Source organism: Pseudomonas sp. B20, from assembly GCF_020515755.1.
Lineage (GTDB): Bacteria > Pseudomonadota > Gammaproteobacteria > Pseudomonadales > Pseudomonadaceae > Aquipseudomonas > Aquipseudomonas syringae.
The window spans coordinates 161141-180299 of the sequence record NZ_JAHPJG010000003.1; the positions used below are offsets into that span (position 1 = coordinate 161141).

At 58.2% G+C, this 19159-nt stretch carries 21 protein-coding genes, 1 tRNA gene and 1 pseudogene; 3 read left to right on the forward strand and 20 right to left on the reverse strand.

What is annotated here, in order from left to right:
* Position 1 precedes the first annotated feature (1 nt).
* The 12 genes from rlmN to trmJ all read right to left on the reverse strand — a co-directional run bounded on the left by rlmN (position 2) and on the right by trmJ (position 9017).
* Entirely contained in the window at positions 2–1150 is a 1149-nt protein-coding gene (gene rlmN / locus LIX91_RS04465; RefSeq protein WP_003314177.1) for a 23S rRNA (adenine(2503)-C(2))-methyltransferase RlmN, read from the reverse strand.
* Positions 1151–1183: 33 nt separating this feature from the next.
* Complete coding sequence (gene ndk, locus LIX91_RS04470) at positions 1184–1609, reverse strand: nucleoside-diphosphate kinase (RefSeq protein ID WP_002552482.1); 426 nt, start codon at positions 1607–1609, stop codon at positions 1184–1186.
* Positions 1610–1705: 96 nt separating this feature from the next.
* Positions 1706–1906, reverse strand: a complete 201-nt coding sequence (gene iscX, locus LIX91_RS04475; RefSeq protein WP_003415412.1) for a Fe-S cluster assembly protein IscX — start codon at positions 1904–1906, stop codon at positions 1706–1708.
* A 14-nt stretch (positions 1907–1920) separates the two neighbouring features.
* Positions 1921–2262: an ISC system 2Fe-2S type ferredoxin gene (fdx, locus tag LIX91_RS04480; protein WP_003409114.1), complete on the reverse strand. Its 342-nt coding sequence runs from the start codon at positions 2260–2262 to the stop codon at positions 1921–1923.
* Positions 2263–2265: 3 nt separating this feature from the next.
* Positions 2266–4128 (reverse strand): Fe-S protein assembly chaperone HscA, encoded by a 1863-nt coding sequence (hscA, locus tag LIX91_RS04485; RefSeq protein ID WP_226488026.1) that lies wholly within the window; start codon positions 4126–4128, stop codon positions 2266–2268.
* Between the two features lie 44 nt (positions 4129–4172).
* The gene (hscB, locus tag LIX91_RS04490; RefSeq protein ID WP_003339753.1) at positions 4173–4694 is read right to left on the reverse strand and encodes a co-chaperone HscB; all 522 of its coding nucleotides are present in this window, start codon (positions 4692–4694) and stop codon (positions 4173–4175) included.
* A gap of 10 nt (positions 4695–4704) precedes the next feature.
* Positions 4705–5028 (reverse strand): iron-sulfur cluster assembly protein IscA, encoded by a 324-nt coding sequence (gene iscA, locus LIX91_RS04495; protein ID WP_003314173.1) that lies wholly within the window; start codon positions 5026–5028, stop codon positions 4705–4707.
* A 71-nt stretch (positions 5029–5099) separates the two neighbouring features.
* Positions 5100–5486, reverse strand: coding sequence for a Fe-S cluster assembly scaffold IscU (iscU, locus tag LIX91_RS04500; RefSeq protein WP_002552476.1), 387 nt, complete (start codon positions 5484–5486; stop codon positions 5100–5102).
* Between the two features lie 81 nt (positions 5487–5567).
* A complete protein-coding gene (locus LIX91_RS04505) occupies positions 5568–6782 on the reverse strand; it encodes an IscS subfamily cysteine desulfurase (RefSeq protein ID WP_003409112.1) in 1215 nt (404 codons plus the stop codon).
* A 44-nt stretch (positions 6783–6826) separates the two neighbouring features.
* Complete coding sequence (gene iscR, locus LIX91_RS04510) at positions 6827–7318, reverse strand: Fe-S cluster assembly transcriptional regulator IscR (protein ID WP_002552474.1); 492 nt, start codon at positions 7316–7318, stop codon at positions 6827–6829.
* A gap of 158 nt (positions 7319–7476) precedes the next feature.
* Positions 7477–8253, reverse strand: coding sequence for a serine O-acetyltransferase (gene cysE / locus LIX91_RS04515; protein ID WP_063313510.1), 777 nt, complete (start codon positions 8251–8253; stop codon positions 7477–7479).
* Complete coding sequence (trmJ, locus tag LIX91_RS04520; protein WP_226488027.1) at positions 8253–9017, reverse strand: tRNA (cytosine(32)/uridine(32)-2'-O)-methyltransferase TrmJ; 765 nt, start codon at positions 9015–9017, stop codon at positions 8253–8255. The genes cysE and trmJ overlap by 1 nt, the downstream gene beginning before the upstream one ends.
* Positions 9018–9232: 215 nt before the next feature.
* On the opposite strand from trmJ, the gene suhB reads away from it, so the two are divergent.
* Entirely contained in the window at positions 9233–10048 is an 816-nt protein-coding gene (gene suhB, locus LIX91_RS04525; RefSeq protein WP_003314166.1) for an inositol-phosphate phosphatase, read from the forward strand.
* A 66-nt stretch (positions 10049–10114) separates the two neighbouring features.
* Here the strand turns inward: suhB and LIX91_RS04530 are convergent, their stop codons facing one another.
* The 6 genes from LIX91_RS04530 to queA all read right to left on the reverse strand — a co-directional run bounded on the left by LIX91_RS04530 (position 10115) and on the right by queA (position 16199).
* A complete protein-coding gene (locus LIX91_RS04530) occupies positions 10115–10654 on the reverse strand; it encodes a glycine zipper 2TM domain-containing protein (protein ID WP_002552471.1) in 540 nt (179 codons plus the stop codon).
* Positions 10655–10762: 108 nt separating this feature from the next.
* The gene (gene secF, locus LIX91_RS04535; RefSeq protein ID WP_003415403.1) at positions 10763–11674 is read right to left on the reverse strand and encodes a protein translocase subunit SecF; all 912 of its coding nucleotides are present in this window, start codon (positions 11672–11674) and stop codon (positions 10763–10765) included.
* Between the two features lie 9 nt (positions 11675–11683).
* On the reverse strand, positions 11684–13552 hold the full coding sequence (gene secD, locus LIX91_RS04540; RefSeq protein WP_003409102.1) for a protein translocase subunit SecD: 1869 nt from the start codon (positions 13550–13552) through the stop codon (positions 11684–11686).
* 63 nt (positions 13553–13615) lie between these two features.
* The gene (yajC, locus tag LIX91_RS04545) at positions 13616–13951 is read right to left on the reverse strand and encodes a preprotein translocase subunit YajC (protein WP_002552468.1); all 336 of its coding nucleotides are present in this window, start codon (positions 13949–13951) and stop codon (positions 13616–13618) included.
* Positions 13952–14004: 53 nt separating this feature from the next.
* A complete protein-coding gene (gene tgt, locus LIX91_RS04550; protein ID WP_003314162.1) occupies positions 14005–15120 on the reverse strand; it encodes a tRNA guanosine(34) transglycosylase Tgt in 1116 nt (371 codons plus the stop codon).
* Between the two features lie 14 nt (positions 15121–15134).
* Complete coding sequence (gene queA / locus LIX91_RS04555; RefSeq protein WP_003415400.1) at positions 15135–16199, reverse strand: tRNA preQ1(34) S-adenosylmethionine ribosyltransferase-isomerase QueA; 1065 nt, start codon at positions 16197–16199, stop codon at positions 15135–15137.
* A gap of 117 nt (positions 16200–16316) precedes the next feature.
* Between queA and LIX91_RS04560 the strand changes: the two genes are divergently transcribed.
* Both LIX91_RS04560 and LIX91_RS04565 read left to right on the forward strand, forming a co-directional pair.
* A tRNA-Leu gene (locus LIX91_RS04560) sits at positions 16317–16401 on the forward strand.
* Positions 16402–16566: 165 nt separating this feature from the next.
* Positions 16567–16977, forward strand: a complete 411-nt coding sequence (locus tag LIX91_RS04565; RefSeq protein WP_003409097.1) for a hypothetical protein — start codon at positions 16567–16569, stop codon at positions 16975–16977.
* Positions 16978–17135: 158 nt separating this feature from the next.
* Here the strand turns inward: LIX91_RS04565 and LIX91_RS04570 are convergent.
* Positions 17136–17554 (reverse strand): annotated as a pseudogene (locus LIX91_RS04570) (ethanolamine utilization protein).
* Positions 17555–17918: 364 nt separating this feature from the next.
* Entirely contained in the window at positions 17919–19067 is a 1149-nt protein-coding gene (locus LIX91_RS04575) for a hypothetical protein (RefSeq protein WP_003409095.1), read from the reverse strand.
* Positions 19068–19159 lie beyond the last annotated feature (92 nt).

Sequence of the window (19159 nt, forward strand, 5' to 3'; positions counted from 1 at the left end):
GTCAGGTTCGAGTCACCGCGACAGGGGCCGCATCGGCCTCGGCGCTCAACTCACGCACGGCTATATAGCGTTCGCTACGACGTGTGCGGTCCATCACCTGCCCGACCAATTGGCCGCATGCAGCATCGATGTCTTCACCACGCGTGGTGCGCACAGTGACGTTATAACCGGCCTGATGCAACAGGTCCTGAAAACGACGGATTGCGTTATTGCTGGGACGCTCGTAACCGGAGTGCGGAAACGGGTTGAACGGGATCAGGTTGATCTTGCAAGGCGTGTCCTTGAGCAGTTCGATCATCTCGACCGCGTGCTCTACCTTGTCGTTGATGTCCTTGAGCATGGTGTACTCGATGGTGAGCACACGCTTTTCGCCCAGACTGGACATGTAGCGACGGCAGGACTCGAGAAGCACTTTCAACGGGTATTTCTTGTTGAGCGGCACCAGCTGGTTGCGCAGCGCATCGTTCGGCGCGTGCAGCGACAAGGCCAGGGATACGTCGATGTGCTTGGAAAGCTCATCGATCATCGGTACCACACCGGAAGTGGACAAGGTCACCCGGCGTTTGGAAATGCCATACCCCAGGTCATCCATCATCAGATGCATGGCGGCAATGACATTGTCGAAATTCAGCAGCGGCTCACCCATGCCCATCATCACCACGTTGGTGATGGCACGGTCGACGGTCGCCGGGACGCTGCCAAAGGATTTGTTGGCAATCCACACCTGACCGATGACTTCGGCGGCGGTGAGGTTGCTATTGAAGCCTTGCTTGCCCGTGGAGCAGAAACTGCAATCCAGAGCACAGCCCGCTTGGGACGAAACACACAAGGTGCCACGCTTGCCCTGCGGAATATAGACGGTCTCGACACAGCTGCCGGACTCTACGCGCACCACCCATTTACGGGTGCCGTCGCTGGAGATGTCCTCGCTGACCACTTCAGGACCGCGAACTTCAGCACAGGCCTTGAGCTTTTCGCGCAGGGCCTTGCTGACGTTCGTCATTGCGTCGAAATCGTCGACGCCGAAGTGGTGAATCCACTTCATGACCTGACCGGCACGGAAGCGCTTCTCCCCGATAGAGTCGAAGAATTTCTCCATTTCCTGTTGAGTCAGCCCCAGCAGGTTGGTTTTACCAGTCGATGCAATCATGAATTCACCCTTCACTCGTCAGTCAAAAATGACTTAGCGAGCGGTTACTTCGGTAGCTGCGAAGAAGTACGAGATTTCGCGAGCGGCGGCTGCTTCGGAATCGGAGCCGTGAACAGCGTTGGCGTCGATGGAATCAGCGAAGTCAGCACGGATGGTGCCGGCAGCAGCTTCTTTAGGGTTGGTAGCGCCCATCAGCTCACGGTTCAGAGCGATAGCGTTTTCGCCTTCCAGAACCTGAACGACAACCGGACCGGAGATCATGAAAGCAACCAGGTCGCCGAAGAAACCGCGAGCGCTGTGCTCAGCGTAGAAACCTTCAGCTTCGGCCTTGGACAGCTGCTTCAGCTTGGAAGCGACAACGCGCAGACCGGCTTTTTCGAAACGAGTGGTGATCTCGCCGATTACGTTCTTGGCAACGGCGTCAGGCTTGATGATGGAGAAAGTACGTTGAACAGCCATGGTGAAACTCCAGAAGCAGTGATTGAAGCGAAAAATTAAACCCGCGAATTATACGCGGGTTCTGGTGTATTGCCTAACTGCGCGCGTTACTGAACGTCAATCCAGCTCTTCGATCCACAATGTCTGGATCGCTTCCAGGACCTTTTCCCCGCTACGGTCCGGATGGTCATCGAATTCAGGCAAGGCCATGACCAGACCACGTAACCTGGGGAAGCTCACGGTGAGCGGATTTACTTCCGGGTGGCTTTCAGCCAGCTGGATGGCGATTTCCTGCACATCAACCCATTTGAGACTCATGAGCAATCCTTGAATCAGTGCGGCGCTTCAGCGGCGTGGTTGAGCGAATACTTGGGTATTTCGACCGTGAGGTCTTCGTTGCCGACAATGGCCTGACAGGACAGACGCGACTGCGGCTCCAGCCCCCACGCCTTGTCGAGCATGTCTTCTTCCAGCTCATCGGCTTCATTCAGCGAATTGAACCCTTCGCGAATGACGCAATGGCAGGTGGTGCAGGCACACACGCCACCACAGGCGCTTTCAATCTCGATGTGGTGCTCGTGGGCAATCTCGAGAATAGACGTGCCGGGCTCCACTTCTACAACCAGCCCGTCCGGGCAATGCTCGGCGTGGGGCAGAAAAATCACCTGCGGCATCAGTTATTCCTCAATTTCATTCAAGTTGCGCCCGGCCAGTGCGGCTTTTACCGTCGAATCGAGGCGTCGGGCAGCAAATGCATCGGTCACCTGCGACAGACGCTTGGTCTGCTGCTCGATGGCATAACCATCGGTGCCTTGCATCAGTTCACGGAGTTCGTCCATCTGCAGGTTGATGACCAGGCGCTCTTCTTCGTCGAGAAGACGCTCGCCATCGGCATCCAGGGCACCCTGAACAGCTTCGAGCAGGCGCTCGGCATCAACCTGATGCTCACGCAGCACACGAGCAACCTTGTCGTCGCCGGCATACTCGAAGGAATCCTTGAGCATGCGAGTGACCTCGTCATCGGTCAGCCCGTAGGACGGCTTTACCTGGATGCTCGACTCGATACCCGAGCCCATTTCACGCGCCGAAACGCTGAGCAGACCGTCTGCATCGACCTGGAAGGTGACACGAATCTTTGCCGCACCCGCGACCATCGGCGGGATGCCACGCAGCTCGAAGCGCGCCAGAGAACGACAGTCGCTGATCAATTCACGCTCGCCCTGCAGGACATGAATCTTCATGGCCGTCTGGCCATCCTTGTACGTGGTGAATTCCTGACCACGCGCCACAGGAATGGTGGTGTTGCGCGGAATGACTTTCTCCATCAGCCCGCCCATGGTTTCCAGCCCCAGCGAGAGCGGAATCACATCGAGGAGCAGCAGTTCGCCACCGTCGCGCTTGTTGCCGGCCAGCGTATCGGCCTGGATCGCAGCCCCGATGGCCACCACCTGATCCGGGTCGATCTCGGTCAGCGGCTGACGACCGAACAGCTCGGCCACCGCTTCGCGCACGCGTGGAACACGGGTCGAACCGCCGACCATGACCACCGCCTCGACTTCTTCAAGCTCGATGCCGGTGTCACGCACCGCTCGGCGGCAGGCCTTGAGGCTGCGCGCAATCATAGGTTCGATCAGCGCATTGAGCGACTCGCGCGTCAGCGTGCCGCGCCACTCACCGTAGGCGACCTCGACAGACTCGGCGTCAGTCAGCGCTTCCTTGGCCGAGCAGGCGGCCTGCAGCAGGCTGCGCTGCGCGGAAGGGTCGATATCGGCAGACAGACCGGCATCGGTGACAATCCAGCTGGCTATCGCATGATCGAAGTCATCGCCGCCCAGAGCGGTATCGCCGCCTGTGGCCAGTACCTCAAACACACCACCGGTCAGGCGCAGGATCGAGATATCGAAGGTCCCGCCGCCCAGGTCGTAGATGGCAACCACGCCTTCGGCCTTTTGATCCAGGCCGTAGGCGACCGCCGCAGCCGTAGGCTCATTGAGCAAACGCAGTACGTTGAGGCCCGCCAGTCTGGCCGCGTCCTTGGTCGCCTGACGCTGAGCATCATCGAAGTAGGCAGGAACGGTGATCACCGCGCCTACCAGCTCGCCACCTAGCGAGGCTTCTGCGCGCTGGCGCAGGACCTTGAGGATGTCGGCAGACACTTCGACCGGGCTTTTCGGCCCCTGCACGGTGTCGATGAACGGCATGTGCGACTCACCGCCAACAAACCGGTACGGCAGTTGCTCGCCCAGTTGCTTGACGTCGGTCAGACCACGACCCATGAGACGCTTGACCGAAAGAACGGTATTGAACGGGTCCTGGGAGGCGGCGATCTTCGCTGACTGCCCTACTTCGACACGATCAGCGTGATAGCGCACGGCAGACGGCAGAATGACCTGCCCCTCTGCATCGGCCAGCGGTTCGGACAGGCCGCTGCGTACTGCAGCAACCAGAGAATTGGTAGTGCCCAGGTCGATACCCACAGCCAGACGACGCTGGTGCGGTTGAGGACTCAGGCCGGGTTCGGCGATCTGCAGTAAAGCCATGCTGTTCAGAATAATCACTGGCGCGCGGCAGAAGCCGCGCGGGGTTAATCGTCGAGGCGCTCTTCTAACTGGCGCACTTCGTGAGAGAGCTTGTCGAGAAACTGCATACGCCGCATCAGCTTTTCAGCGTGCTCGCGTTGTGCAGCATCATTCCAACAGGCTGCGAAGCTCTGGTTCAGTTCGTCCTGAGCGATCTTGAGCTGACGCTTGAAGGTCGCAACGCCGGCCAGATCAGCCTCGTCCTGCAAGTCCTCGAGGTCTTCGCGCAATTGCATCTGCTGCAGAAGAAACTCGGGATCATGCACCGTGACTTCGAGCGGCACTTCGTTGCCGTTCATGGCCAGCAGATAACGCGCCCTTTTCGGCGGGCTTTTCAGGGTCTGATAGGCCTCGTTGAGGCTGGCCGAGCGCTCCAGCGCCACACGCTGTTCACGCTCGGGCGCATCCGCAAAACGATCCGGATGCACGTTGCGCGCAAGCTCACGGTAGCGCGTGGCCAGCTGGTCAAGATCAAGCTGAAACTCGGGCTTGAGGTCGAACAGGGCGAAGTGACAGGGAGTACCCACAATAAAAGCCTCAGACGTTGAAGCTTTCGCCACAGCCGCACTCACCGCGCGAGTTGGGATTGTTGAACTTGAAGCCTTCGTTCAACCCTTCGCGCACGAAGTCGAGTTCGGTGCCATCCAGATAGACCAGACTCTTCGGGTCAATGATCACCTTGACGCCGTGCAGTTCAAACACGGTGTCTTCGCTGGCCGCCTCATCGACGAACTCGAGCACATAGGCAAGACCTGAACAGCCTGTGGTGCGAACACCCAGACGAACGCCGTCACCCTTGCCGCGCCCCTCGAGGGAACGTCGTACGTGGTTAGCGGCAGCTTCTGTCATGCTGATAGCCATCGGAACTCCTTAGCCTGTTGCATTAGCCTGTTGCAGTTAACTCTGTCGCAAGCTTCTGTAGAAAAGCCTGCTTACAGCAGACCTTTCTTCTGCTTGTAATCGCGAACGGCTGCCTTGATGGCGTCTTCAGCGAGTACCGAGCAGTGAATCTTCACTGGCGGCAGTGCCAGCTCTTCAGCCAGCTGAGTGTTCTTGATGGTCTCTGCTTCATCCAGAGTCTTGCCTTTCATCCACTCGGTCGCCAGAGAGCTGGACGCAATGGCCGAACCACAGCCATAGGTCTTGAACTTGGCGTCTTCGATAACGCCCTGCTCGTTGACCTTGATCTGCAGGCGCATCACGTCGCCGCACGCAGGAGCGCCGACCATGCCGGTGCCCACATCAGGATCTTCCGCGTTCATCTTGCCGACGTTACGTGGATTTTCGTAGTGGTCGATGACCTTTTCGCTGTAAGCCATGATTCTATTCCTCTCACATCAGGGAGCCGCTCTGCAGGTCACGCGCAATTGCCCATGACCTGTCTTGGAGGCGACTTTAAATTAGTGCGCCGCCCACTCGATCTTGGAAATGTCGACGCCGTCTTTGAACATGTCCCACAGCGGCGACAGTGTGCGCAGCCGGGTAACAGCCTCGCAAACCTTCTGCGCGGCGTAATCGATTTCTTCTTCGGTGCTGAAGCGGCCGAAGGTGAAACGAATCGAGCTGTGTGCCAGCTCATCGTTGCGACCCAGGGCACGCAGCACGTACGAAGGCTCAAGCGACGCCGAGGTACAGGCCGAACCGGACGATACCGCCAGATCCTTGAGCGCCATGATCAGCGACTCGCCTTCGACGTAGTTGAAGCTCAGGTTCAGGTTGTGCGGTACGCGGGCAGTCAGGCTGCCGTTGACGTACAGCTCTTCCAGATTTTCGACCTGTTTGAAGAAACGATCGCTGAGTGCCTTGATGCGCACGTTTTCAGCAGCCATTTCTTCTTTGGCGATACGGAATGCTTCGCCCATGCCGACGATCTGGTGAGTCGCCAGGGTGCCGGAACGCATGCCCCGCTCATGACCACCGCCGTGCATGGTCGCTTCAAGGCGAACACGTGGCTTGCGGCTGACGTAGAGTGCGCCGATGCCTTTAGGGCCGTAGGTCTTGTGTGCAGAGAACGACATCAGGTCAACCTTGAGGCTGGCCAGATCGATTTCAACCTTGCCGGTCGACTGCGCGCCATCGACGTGGAACAGTACACCGCGCGAGCGGGTCAGTTCACCGATCGCGGCGATATCGTTGATGGTGCCGATCTCGTTGTTCACATGCATGATCGAAACCAGAATGGTGTCGTCGCGCAGTGCCGCCTCAATCATGGAAGGCGTGATCAGACCGTCTTCACCTGGCTCGATGTAGGTCACTTCGAAACCTTCGCGTTCCAGCTGGCGAGTGGTGTCGAGAACAGCCTTGTGTTCAACCTTGGAGGTGATCAGGTGCTTGCCTTTGCTGGCGTAGAAATGCGCAACACCCTTGATAGCCAGGTTGTTGGATTCGGTAGCACCCGAGGTCCAGACGATTTCGCGCGGATCGGCGCTGACCAGATCAGCGACCTGACGACGGGCGTTCTCGACCGCTTCTTCGGCTTTCCAGCCAAAGACGTGGGAGCGCGAGGCCGGGTTGCCGAAGTTTCCTTCGACGGTCAGGCAATCGATCATTTTCTGCGCGACACGCGGATCGACCGGGGTCGTCGCGGAGTAGTCGAGGTAAATTGGCAATTTCATTGAAGCTCTCCTATCAGGCAGGCGCACCGCTCATTCATCTGCGTTCATTCGACGGCGGACGTTTCGATCTTACCCAGTTGCGACATGTGGTTATGACCACGGCGCATATCCTGGCGCTGAGCGACTTCTTGTACCTCACGGCGAGTGACAAGATCCGCCAAGCTGATACCGCTTAGAAATTCGTGAATCTGCTGGCTCAGGTCACACCACAAGTGATGGGTCAGGCAGGTATCGCCGGCGTGGCAATCGCCCAGACCCTGACACCGCGTGGCATCAACCGATTCATTGACTGCATCGACAACCTGAGCAACCTGGATGCCTTTCATGTCGCGCGACAGCTGATAACCACCACCCGGACCACGAACACTGGAAACCAGATTGCCGCGACGCAGCTTGGCGAACAGCTGCTCGAGGTAGGACAGGGAAATACCCTGCCGCTCGGAGATGTCGGCCAGAGACACTGGCCCGTTCTGCGCATGCAACGCCAGGTCAAGCATGGCTGTTACAGCGTATCGGCCTTTAGTAGTCAGTCGCATGGCGTATACCGCAGAGGTTCGGAATGAGAGCGAGTATGCTATTCCCGAGTAAAAGAGTCAACTATTAGACCAAGCAAAACAGTCGGGATTAGCAAAAAGTGCGGCTGCATCATAGCAAAGGTGCGGCGCAATGGCACGCACCCTGCCCGTCGTGAGCGCTAGCCGACCTTGCCTTCCTGGCAGTCCTTGACGCAGTCGAAAACCTCGTCGCGCAACTCCGGCAGTTCCTTGGCGCGGTAGTCGCTGCCAAGCCTGCCGAGCGCATCGCACATGCCTTCAAGACGACCGTCGACAGCCTGCAAATGGTCAAGCAACTGGCCAATGGCGCGCGCGACCGGATCAGGCATATCTGCACTGACACCGTAGGCATCAAAGCCGAGCTTCTCGGCCATGGCTTTGCGCCTGGCCTCAACCTCGTCGTCCGACTTGACGATGATCCGCCCCGGGATGCCCACTGCGGTTGCGCCCGCAGGCACAGCCTTGGTGACCACTGCGTTGGAGCCGATCTTGGCACCCGCCCCTACCGTGAAAGGCCCGAGCACCTTGGCCCCCGCCCCGACCACTACACCATCTTCCAGCGTCGGATGGCGCTTGCCGGCATTCCAACTGGTGCCGCCCAGGGTCACGCCCTGGTAGAGGGTGACGTCATTGCCGATCTCGGCGGTTTCACCGATCACGATGCCCATGCCGTGATCGATAAAAAAACGGCGACCGATGCGCGCACCCGGATGGATCTCGATACCAGTCATCCAGCGGCCGAAGTTCGACACCACCCGGGCCGGCCATTTCCAGCCGGTGCGCCACAGAATATGGGCGAAGCGGTGCAGCCAGATGGCGTGCATTCCTGGATAGCAGGTCAGGACTTCAAAGGCGTTGCGCGCCGCAGGATCGCGGTGGAACACGCTTTGAATGTCTTCTCGCAGACGCTCGAACATTACTGATCCTTTCGCTTGTAGGGTTCACCACGTGCGGCTTTCTGGGTTTCGGTGAGCACACCGCGCAGGATACTCAGCTCGGATCGCTCGACTTCGCTACGCCCGTACAGCCTGCGCAGCCGGGCCATCAGATGCCGTGGCTTTTCCGGATCAAGAAAGCCGATGGCCACAAGCGTGGTCTCAAGATGGGCGTAGAAACCTTCCATTTCGTCCATCGTCGCCAGCTCGGCATTGTGCGCCGACGCAGGTCTGGAAGCCTCGCCCTGCTCCGTGGCAGCCAGCCAGGCCACGCGCACCTCATAACTGAGTACCTGTACGGCAGCCGCCAGATTGAGCGAGCTGAACGCAGGGTCTGACGGGATGTGCACATGGAAGTGGCAGCGCTGCAGCTCTTCGTTGGTCAGGCCCGCATGTTCGCGACCGAACACCAGCGCCACTTCGGCACCCTCGCCGGCCTGCTCGATGACTTTTTCACCCGAGGCACGGGGATCCAGCATAGGCCATGGCAGACTTCGATCCCGAGCACTGGTGCCCAGCACCAGACGGCAGCCGACCAGTGCGTCTTCAAGGGTCGCCACCACCTGCGCGCCCTCGAGAATGTCGGTAGCGCCGGACGCACGTGCATCGGCATCGGGCGAAGGGAAAATGCGCGGATCGACCAGCACCAGACGCGAAAGCCCCATGTTTTTCATGGCGCGAGCAGCCCCGCCGATATTTCCGGGATGGGTAGTGCCGACCAGGACAACACGAATGTTCTGCAACAAAGCGAACGCTCACTGATACGAATTAGGGGGGCAAATCTTACAGAAACGGCTCGGCTAACGCTATGAAGCTGTACGGAGCGCAACCGCAGAAGCGACCGCGCCGGACGCAAAAAAACACACACGAACCCGACAACCGTAACAACGCAAGGCTGGAAATAATTCGATTCAGCCCATAGAATGCCCGGCTCTCTTTAACAACCTTAGGTGAATTATCCATGCAGCCCATGCTGAATATCGCGCTGCGCGCCGCCCGCAGCGCCAGCGAATTGATTTTCCGCTCCATCGAGCGCCTGGATACCATCAAGGTTGACGAAAAAGAAGCCAAAGACTACGTCACAGAGATCGACCGCGCTGCTGAGCAAAGCATCATCACCGCTCTGCGCAAGGCCTACCCGACTCACGGCATTCTCGGCGAAGAAAGCGGCCTGCACGAAGGTAGCGGCGAAGGCACCGACTACCTGTGGATCATCGACCCACTGGACGGCACCACCAACTTCGTTCGCGGCATCCCGCACTTTGCCGTCAGCATCGCCTGCAAATACCGCGGCCGCCTTGAGCACGCCGTGGTTCTCGACCCGGTCCGCCAGGAAGAATTCACCGCCAGCCGTGGTCGTGGCGCTGCCCTGAACGGTCGCCGTCTGCGCGTCAGCCAGCGCAAGAGCCTGGAAGGCGCCTTGCTCGGCACCGGCTTCCCGTTTCGTGACAACCAGATGGACAACATCGAGAACTACCTGGGCATGTTCCGCAGCCTGGTAGGCCAGACCGCCGGCATCCGCCGTGCAGGCGCTGCCAGCCTCGACCTGGCTTACGTCGCTGCCGGCCGCTTCGATGCGTTCTGGGAGTCGGGCCTGTCCGAGTGGGACATGGCCGCAGGCGCCCTGCTGATTCAGGAAGCAGGCGGTCTGGTCAGCGATTTCACCGGTGGTCACGACTTCCTCGAGAAAGGCCACATCGTTGCTGGCAACACCAAGTGCTTCAAGGCGGTACTGACCGCGATCGCACCGCACCTGCCAGCTTCACTCAAGCGTTAAGCCGCAGGCATAAAAAAACCGGCGCAAGCCGGTTTTTTTATGTCTTGTGAAGCCCAGCGGCTGGCGTTACTGCGCCTGACCCAATATCAGCTGACCGTTCTTGTCGACCGGAATCTGGCTACCCGGATCACGCTCCATACGAACCTGACCCACCTTCTCGTTCAACTTGTACTTGACGTTGTAGCCCACAACCTTGTCGCTTACATCGTTGACCGTCGTGCAGCGGTTCTGCGTAGTGGTGTAGGTGTCACGCTCCTGCATGCCTTCCTGAACCTTGTTACCCGCATAACCACCACCTACCGCGCCCGCGACTGTAGCGATCTTCTTGCCGTTACCGCCACCGATCTGGTTACCCAGCAAGCCACCGGCAACCGCGCCAATTACGCTACCGACGATCTGATGCTGGTCCTTGACCGGCGCCTGACGGGTAACGGTTACGTCCTTGCAAACTTCACGGGGGGTTTTGATCTGCTGATTGATCGGCTCTACCGCCAATACATCCGCATACTCAGGACCACCCTTGACCAAGCTATAGGTGGCAACGGCGCCGCCAGCAGTCACGACAGCAGCACCTAACACAGCACCAACAAGCATAGACTTGTTCACTTGAACCTCCTGACCAATCGAAACGCAGCATGGCTGCGCAATGCCTAGCCTTGGAGCATAAAAAAAGGCGCGAGTTCAGCACTCGCGCCTTTTTTATGATGGCCGGACCTACGGGAGGTCGTCAGCCTTCTCGACGACCACTGGAGGAATCAGATCCTCGGTGGTCAGGTTCAGCCAGATCAGCACCACGTTGGCGATGTAGATGGACGAGTAGGTACCCGCCAATACACCGATGAACAACGCGATGGAGAAGCCTTCCAGGCTGTCGCCGCCAAACACCCACAATGCCACGATCGCCAACAGGGTCGAAACCGAGGTGGCAATGGTACGCAGCAGCGTCTGCGTGGTAGAGATGTTGATGTTCTCGATCAGCGAAGCCTTGCGCAGCAGGCGGAAGTTTTCGCGTACCCGGTCGAAGACCACAATGGTGTCGTTCAGCGAGTAACCGATGATCGCCAGCACCGCCGCCAGCACCGTCAGGTCGAAGGTGATCTGGAAGAACGACAGGATACCCATCGTCACCACCACGTCGTGAATCAGCGAGACGATCGCACCGACTGCGAATTTCCACTGGAAGCGGAATGCCAGGTAGATCAGAACACCGCCCAGCGCCATCAGCATGCCGAGGCCGCCCTGATCGCGCAGTTCTTCACCGACCTGCGGGCCGACGAACTCGACACGCTTGACCACTGCCGGGTTATCGGCACCGGCCTTGCGCAGAGCCTCGGCAACCTGAGTACCCAGTTGCGGGTCTTCACCCGGCATGCGCACCAAAAGGTCAGTGGTGGCGCCAAAGCTCTGTACAACGGCTTCGTGATAGCCCGCCGAAACCAGCTCCTGACGGACCTTGCCGAGGTCGGCGGGACGTTCGTAGGTCAGCTCGATGAGCGTACCGCCGGTAAAGTCCAGACCAAAGTTGAGCCCTTTATGGAACCAGCTGAACAACGCCAGTGCGGTAAGGAGCATCGTGATGGCGAACGCAACATTGCGAACGCCCATGAAGTTGATGGTACGTAACATGGCAGCCCCTTAAATCCACAACTTCTTGAAGTCACGACCGCCGTAGATCAGGTTGACCATAGCGCGGGTCACCATGATGGCCGTGAACATCGAGGTAAAGATCCCGAGCGACATGGTCACCGCAAACCCTTTGACCGGGCCGGTGCCCATCGCAAAGAGAATGCCGCCGACCAGCAGCGTCGTCAGGTTGGCGTCGAGGATCGCCGTGTAGGCACGATCGAAACCTTCGTTGATAGCACGCTGAACCGTCATGCCGTTGGCGATCTCTTCACGAATCCGCGAGAAGATCAGCACGTTGGCGTCCACCGCCATACCCATGGTCAACACGATACCGGCGATACCCGGCAGGGTCAGTGTGGCACCCAGCAAGGACATCAGTGCCAGCAGCATGACCATGTTCAGGGCCAGTGCCACGGTCGCGATCAGACCGAAGAAGCGGTAGATCGCCATGATGAACAGCGAGACGAACAGCATGCCCCACAGGGATGCATCAATACCCTTGGTGATGTTGTCGGCACCCAGGCTAGGACCGATGGTGCGCTCTTCAGCGAAGTACATCGGTGCCGCCAGACCACCGGCACGCAACAGCAGCGCCAGCTCGGAAGACTCACCCTGACCGTTCAGACCGGTAATCCGGAACTGACTGCCCAGTGGCGACTGAATGGTCGCCAGGCTGATGATTTTCTTGTCTTCCTTGAAGGTCTGCACCGGCACGTCTTTTTCGACGCCGTTGACCATCTGTTTGGTGTAGGTGGTGGTCGGACGCTGTTCGATGAAGATCACCGCCATGCTGCGGCCCACATTGCTGCGGGTTGCACGGCTCATCAGTTCGCCACCGTGACCATCGAGGTTGATGTTCACCTGTGGACGGCCATGCTCGTCGAAGCTGGCCTTGGCGTCAGTCACCTGGTCACCGGTAATGATCAGACCACGCTCCACCGCCGCTGCCGGACGACCGCCTTCGCGGAATTCGAACATCTCGGTGGTGCCTTTCGAATCATCCGGGCCTGCACCCAGACGGAATTCGAGGTTGGCGGTCTTGCCCAGAATACGCTTGGCTTCGGCCGTGTCCTGCACACCCGGCAACTCGACCACGATGCGGTTGGCACCCTGGCGCTGAACCAGCGGCTCGGCAACACCCAGCTCGTTGACCCGGTTACGCACGGTGGTCAGGTTCTGCTTGATCGAGTATTCGCGAATCTCGGCCAGCTTGGCCGGCGTCAACGCCATGCGCAGCACCGGAATACCGTTCAGCTCGGCAGGCGTGATTTCGAAATCGGTAAAGGTCTTGCGTACCAGTGCACGCGCCTGCTCACGCTCTGCATCGTCGGTGAAGCCCAGCTGAATCACATTGCCCAGCTGCGGCAGGCTGCGATAACGCACCTTTTCCTTGCGCAACAGGGATTTGACTTCGCCTTCGTAAACTTTCAGACGTGCATCGATCGCCTTGTCCATGTCGACTTCCAGCAGGAAGTGCACACCGCCGGACAGGTCGAGACCAAGCTTCATCGGGCTTGCACCCAGGTTACGCAACCAGGTCGGCGTGGTACGCGCCAGGTTCAGTGCAACGACATAGTCGTCACCCAACGCCTTGCGCACGACATCCTTGGCTGGCAACTGGTCTTCCTGCTTGCTCAGACGCAACAAACCGCCCTTGCCATTCTCGGCCAGAGAAGAAGCCTTGACCGAGATGCCGGCATCGGCAAGCGCCTTGGCTGCACGATCCACGTCCGCCTGATTGACTTGCAGCGCAGTGCTTGCGCCGCTGATCTGGATGGCAGAATCATCAGGGTAGAGATTGGGTGCGGAATAAATAAAACCGACCACCAGCACCGCCAGGATCAGTACGTATTTCCACAGAGGGTATTTGTTCAGCATCACGCCGCCCGCTTAAAACGCGGGGCGCCTTGCGCGCCCCGTCGATGGGTAAAAAGTTGTTGCTCAGATCGCTTTCAGGGTGCCTTTAGGCAGAGTGGCCGCGATGGCGCCCTTCTGGATTTTCAGCTCAACGGTGTCAGACACTTCGATGACCACGAAGTCATCGGTCACTTTGTTGATCTTGCCCGCGATACCGCCACTGGTGACAACTTCGTCGCCTTTCTGCAGGTTGCCCAGCAGGTTTTTCTGCTCTTTGGCGCGCTTGGCCTGTGGACGCCAGATCATCAGGTAGAAGATGACCAGGAAGCCGACCAGGAAGATCCACTCGAAACCACTGCCCGCAGGACCGGCAGCCGGTGCAGCAGCATCCGCAAAAGCGGGAGAGATGAAAAAGCTCATTTGTCGCTCCAGTTACATAATTAGTATAAAAAGCAGGAAAAACTCGTTCTGTTTCAACCCAGAGGCGGCGTTGGGAGGCCGCGTTTGGCATAGAAGGCATCGACGAAGGCGGCCAATGTACCCTGTTGAATAGCCTCGCGCAAACCAGCCATAAGCAGCTGGTAGTGCCGCAAATTGTGGATTGTATTGAGCATGCTCCCCAGCATTTCCCCGCACTTGTCCAGGTGATGCAGATAAGCGCGCGAGAAGTTCTGGCAGGTGTAGCAATCGCAGGTCGGATCCAGCGGCGTATTGTCGTGGCGATGGAACGCGTTACGGATTTTCAATACACCGGTATCGGTGAACAGATGGCCATTGCGGGCATTGCGGGTCGGCATCACGCAGTCGAACATGTCGACGCCACGGCGCACACCTTCGACCAGATCTTCCGGCTTGCCTACACCCATCAGGTAACGAGGTTTGTCTGCCGGCATGAGGCCTGGCAGGTAGTCCAGCACCTTGATCATCTCGTGCTTGGGTTCGCCCACCGACAGACCGCCAATCGCCAGACCGTCGAAACCGATTTCGTCCAGACCCTCCAGCGAGCGCTTGCGCAGGTTCTCGTGCATGCCACCCTGAACGATGCCGAACAGCGCGGCGGTGTTTTCGCCGTGGGCGATCTTGGAACGCTTGGCCCAGCGCAGCGACAGCTCCATGGAGACACGCGCCACATCTTCGTCGGCCGGGTACGGTGTGCATTCGTCGAAGATCATCACAACGTCTGACCCCAGATCACGCTGGACCTGCATCGACTCTTCCGGCCCCATGAACACCTTGGCACCATCGACCGGCGAAGCGAACGTCACGCCCTCTTCCTTGATCTTGCGCATGGCGCCCAGGCTGAACACCTGAAAGCCGCCGGAGTCGGTCAGAATCGGCCCCTTCCACTGCATGAAATCGTGCAGGTCGCCGTGGCCCTTGATGACCTCGGTACCCGGACGCAGCCACAGGTGAAACGTATTGCCCAGAATCATCTGTGCACCGGTCGCCTCGATATCACGGGGCAGCATGCCCTTGACCGTGCCATAGGTGCCCACCGGCATGAACGCCGGGGTTTCCACCACACCACGCGGGAAGGTCAGCCGACCACGACGGGCCTTGCCATCGGTGGCCAACAACTCGAAAGACATACGACAGGTGCGACTCATGCGTGATCCTCTGGTGCCGATTCCTGTGGGGCCGTCGGCGCGGGATTGCGGGTGATGAACATCGCATCACCGTAACTGAAGAAGCGGTAGCCGTGCTCGATGGCCGCCGCGTAGGCCGCCATCGTCTCGGGATAACCGGCGAACGCCGAAACCAGCATCAACAGCGTGGATTCAGGCAAATGAAAATTGGTCACCAGGGCATCGACCACGTGAAACGGCCGGCCTGGATAGATGAAGATGTCGGTATCGCCACTGAACGGCTTCAGTTCGCCATCACGCGCGGCACTCTCCAGCGAGCGCACGCTGGTGGTCCCGACCGCAATCACCCGCCCGCCCCGTGCACGGCACGCGGCCACGGCGTCGACCACATTCTGGCCAACTTCCAGCCATTCGCTGTGCATGTGGTGATCTTCGATCTGCTCGACGCGCACCGGCTGGAACGTCCCTGCGCCAACATGCAGGGTGACGAACGCGGTTTCCACACCCTTGGCGGCAATCGCCTCGAGCAGCGGCTGATCGAAATGCAGGCCGGCAGTCGGCGCAGCCACCGCACCGGCACGCTGCGCGTAAACGGTCTGATAGCGCTCGCGATCCGCACCTTCATCCGGACGGTCTATATAAGGAGGCAACGGCATATGGCCGACACGCTCCAGCAACGGCAGCACTTCTTCGGCAAAGCGCAGCTCGAACAGCGCATCGTGCCGCGCCACCATCTCGGCCTCGCCACCGCCATCGATCAGAATCGACGACCCAGGCTTGGGCGACTTGCTCGAGCGAACATGCGCCAGCACACGATGGCTGTCCAGCACGCGCTCGACCAGAATCTCCAGCTTGCCGCCGGAAGCTTTCTGCCCGAACAGGCGTGCGGGAATGACCCGGGTATTGTTGAACACCATCAAATCGCCCGGGCGCAAATGCTCGAGCAAATCGGTGAATTGACGATGTGCCAGCGCGCCCGTCGGCCCATCGAGGGTCAACAGACGACTGCTGCGACGCTCGGCCAGCGGGTGGCGAGCAATCAGGGAATCGGGGAGTTCGAAGGTAAAGTCAGCGACGCGCATGATCGGGTTCGTTTAGCAGGGCCGGGAAGTTTATCCGGTTTGACGGCATTAGTAAAAAACCTGCGTAAATCCCTGTTGACCAACAGAAAACTCATCCTTATACTTCGCCGCCATTGAGCCCTGATGGCGGAATTGGTAGACGCGGCGGATTCAAAATCCGTTTTCGAAAGAAGTGGGAGTTCGATTCTCCCTCGGGGCACCACCTTTAAAAAAGACCTTGAATTTCAAGGTCTTTTTTTTCGTCTGGTGGAAAGTGGGCTGACTGAATCCGCGATCTGCCCACCTGCCCGGAATCGGCCGCAGAACACCCAGAGCCCCTTTCCGGCGCAGAATGTGGGAACGGAGTCACACAACCAGGGATAACGCCATGAACAAGATCGTCTACGTAAAAGCTTACTTCAAACCCGTTGGAGAAGAGGTCACGGTTAAAGTGCCTACCGGCGAAATCAAACAAGGCTTTTTCGGCGAAAAAGAAGTCATGAGAAAAGAGACCCGATGGCAGCAAACCGGGTGGTCTGATTGTCAGATAGACGGTGAACGACTATCGAAAGACGTCGAAGACGCAGTGGCGCGACTCAACGCTGACGGTTATGAGATTCAAACGGTATTGCCTATATTGTCCGGGGCTTATGGTTATGCGCTCAAATATCGTTACGAAATGCGTCACGATAGAACTGACCTGGACTCAAGAGACCTGTCATATGTCTTCGGCTATGGCTACAGCTTCACCGAAGGCGTGACTCTGGTGGCGAAAAAATTTCAGTTATCTGCAAGCTGAATGAATAATAGCGAACTCGTTTCACGGACGCCGCTCTGCCCTCTGATACGAAAACGCTTGACTCAACAAGAGGCAAGCGTGCTCACGGGCAAAAGACCTGCCCGTATCAGCAAGCGAAAGACGCTCACTTCCACGAAATAACACGATAGGTCGCGTTGCTACTTTTTAGCGGCAGAGGACGCGCCACCGTCGTATTTGTCGGTGTTGTTGTCGTTATCAAGATCGCGGTCATTTCCACCAAACGCCGCATCAGTGTGGTGGTCATTGTCCATATCCTTGTCGTTACCACCAAACGCCGCATCCGTGTGGTTGTCGTTGTCCAGGTCCTTGTCGTTGCCACCAAACGCCGCATCCGTGTGATGGTCATTGTCCATATCCTTGTCATTGCCGCCAAATGCAGCGTCAGTGACGTTGTCGTTATCCAGGTCCTTGTCGTTACCACCACACGTAGCATCAGTACTGTTGTCGTTGTCCATGTCACAATCGTTTACAGCATACGTAGGTAACGAAGTACCCACATGGTCAACGCCAGAAGCAGGCCGCCGATCTTTGCAGTCAGAGTTTTATACGCACGCATCAATGTTTATTCCTAAAGGTCGAGGAAAAATACGAGGGTGATTGAATACCGTGGTTCGTCAGTCAGACCGTCTGGCTCTACTTCATTTACCAGACGCTCCGAGCCCGTCCAATCCCGAACGCTTGCGCAGTGCAGCTTTACAGTACCTGGCTCTATGACCTGCGTTCTTGAAAATGAGTCATACCCAGAGCGATGAGTTTTTTATTGCTTAACGTGCGAATCGATACATTATCATCGTCCGTCAGAAGAACGGACTTTCGCCGGGTCAGCCCATTAAACAATCACGAAGTGATGAAAAATGCTGTCGCGTCCTGCCGCGCGTACTTTCCGTATGCCTTGACCACCAGGCAGACTCAACCGATTTTCAGGTTGCTCGCGGAGACATACCTTTAGCAGATGCGACGCCTCTGGCTTGCCTGACCACCTTTGGCGCCTGTTGGACGACCGTCTTGATGTCTTGGGCACCCAGCGACATTGCGACTCCGGACGCCTCGATTTCCACCTGCAATGCACGCCGTGGATCGGCATTGTTCAACGTATCACTGACTCGTCGGGCGAACGCATCATCAAGCACCGAGTTTTCTTGTCGATAGCGACCACCTTCAACCGGCGAGACTTGCGCCTGCTGATCAGCAAGACGTTTCTGCAAACGGCTGGTTGCCTGTGTCAGCGCCTTCTCGGCTGTCTCTCGGGTAATCTTGCCTGCTTCGGCTGCCGTTGAAAGCGTGAACGAATCCGTTCGCTCTACCGCGCTCCTGTGTTTGGCAAACCGACTGTCCTCTGCAAAAACGGCAGGACCGTTTGACCAGGGGTCCATGACAATAGGCGAAGAGCCAGCGCTGGAATCGTCCGTTTCAGCCCAGACATGATCTTCCCCGCTCTGCGCAGCCAGATGAATATTTTCATCGCCAGTCCGTCCTTTCTCCTGAGCCAGTGCACCGTAGGCAAAGCTCGCTATACGCGCATGTTCGCCACAGTTGCCCGCACCGAACACCTGACCCGACATGGCAACCAGCACATGCCAGTTCATGTCTTCGTTCTCGGGCATCGGCTCATGACCCGCCGCCTCGGCGTCTTTTCTCAGGCGCCTTGCCGCGAGTGTGCGGGCTCCGCTTTGCAGATGGGTGCGTTGCGCATCCACATCAATATTGCCCCTGCCGAAGGGCAACGCGCGGCGCGCTTCGCCCACTGCTTCATCAGCAGGAATAAGCCCCTTTATTGCGTCCTGGTCCAGCTGACGACGATCAAGCCGACGTAACAGCAGGTAGCCAGGCAATGAAGAGGGTGTCTCAGACAGCGACTGCCCTGCAGACGCAACAGGGGGTAACCGTGTTTTGACTGACGAATAAGGGTAGTTCGGGCGTGCCTCACAGGAGCGGGATTCAGGATGTTCTGATGGACCGCTGTGAGACGCTTCATTCTGCGCTTGGGCCGATGATTGCACGGCCTTTTCAACGGTTTCTGCAGAGGACACTGGTGCGCAGATGCCATGACCAGAACTGTGAATTCTCATTATTACCTCACTGCACTCGTCGTACCTGGAAAAAGCTTACTCAAACCAATCACTGCCAACTTTCCACACAAATGGAAAGTTGGCCCGCCTCA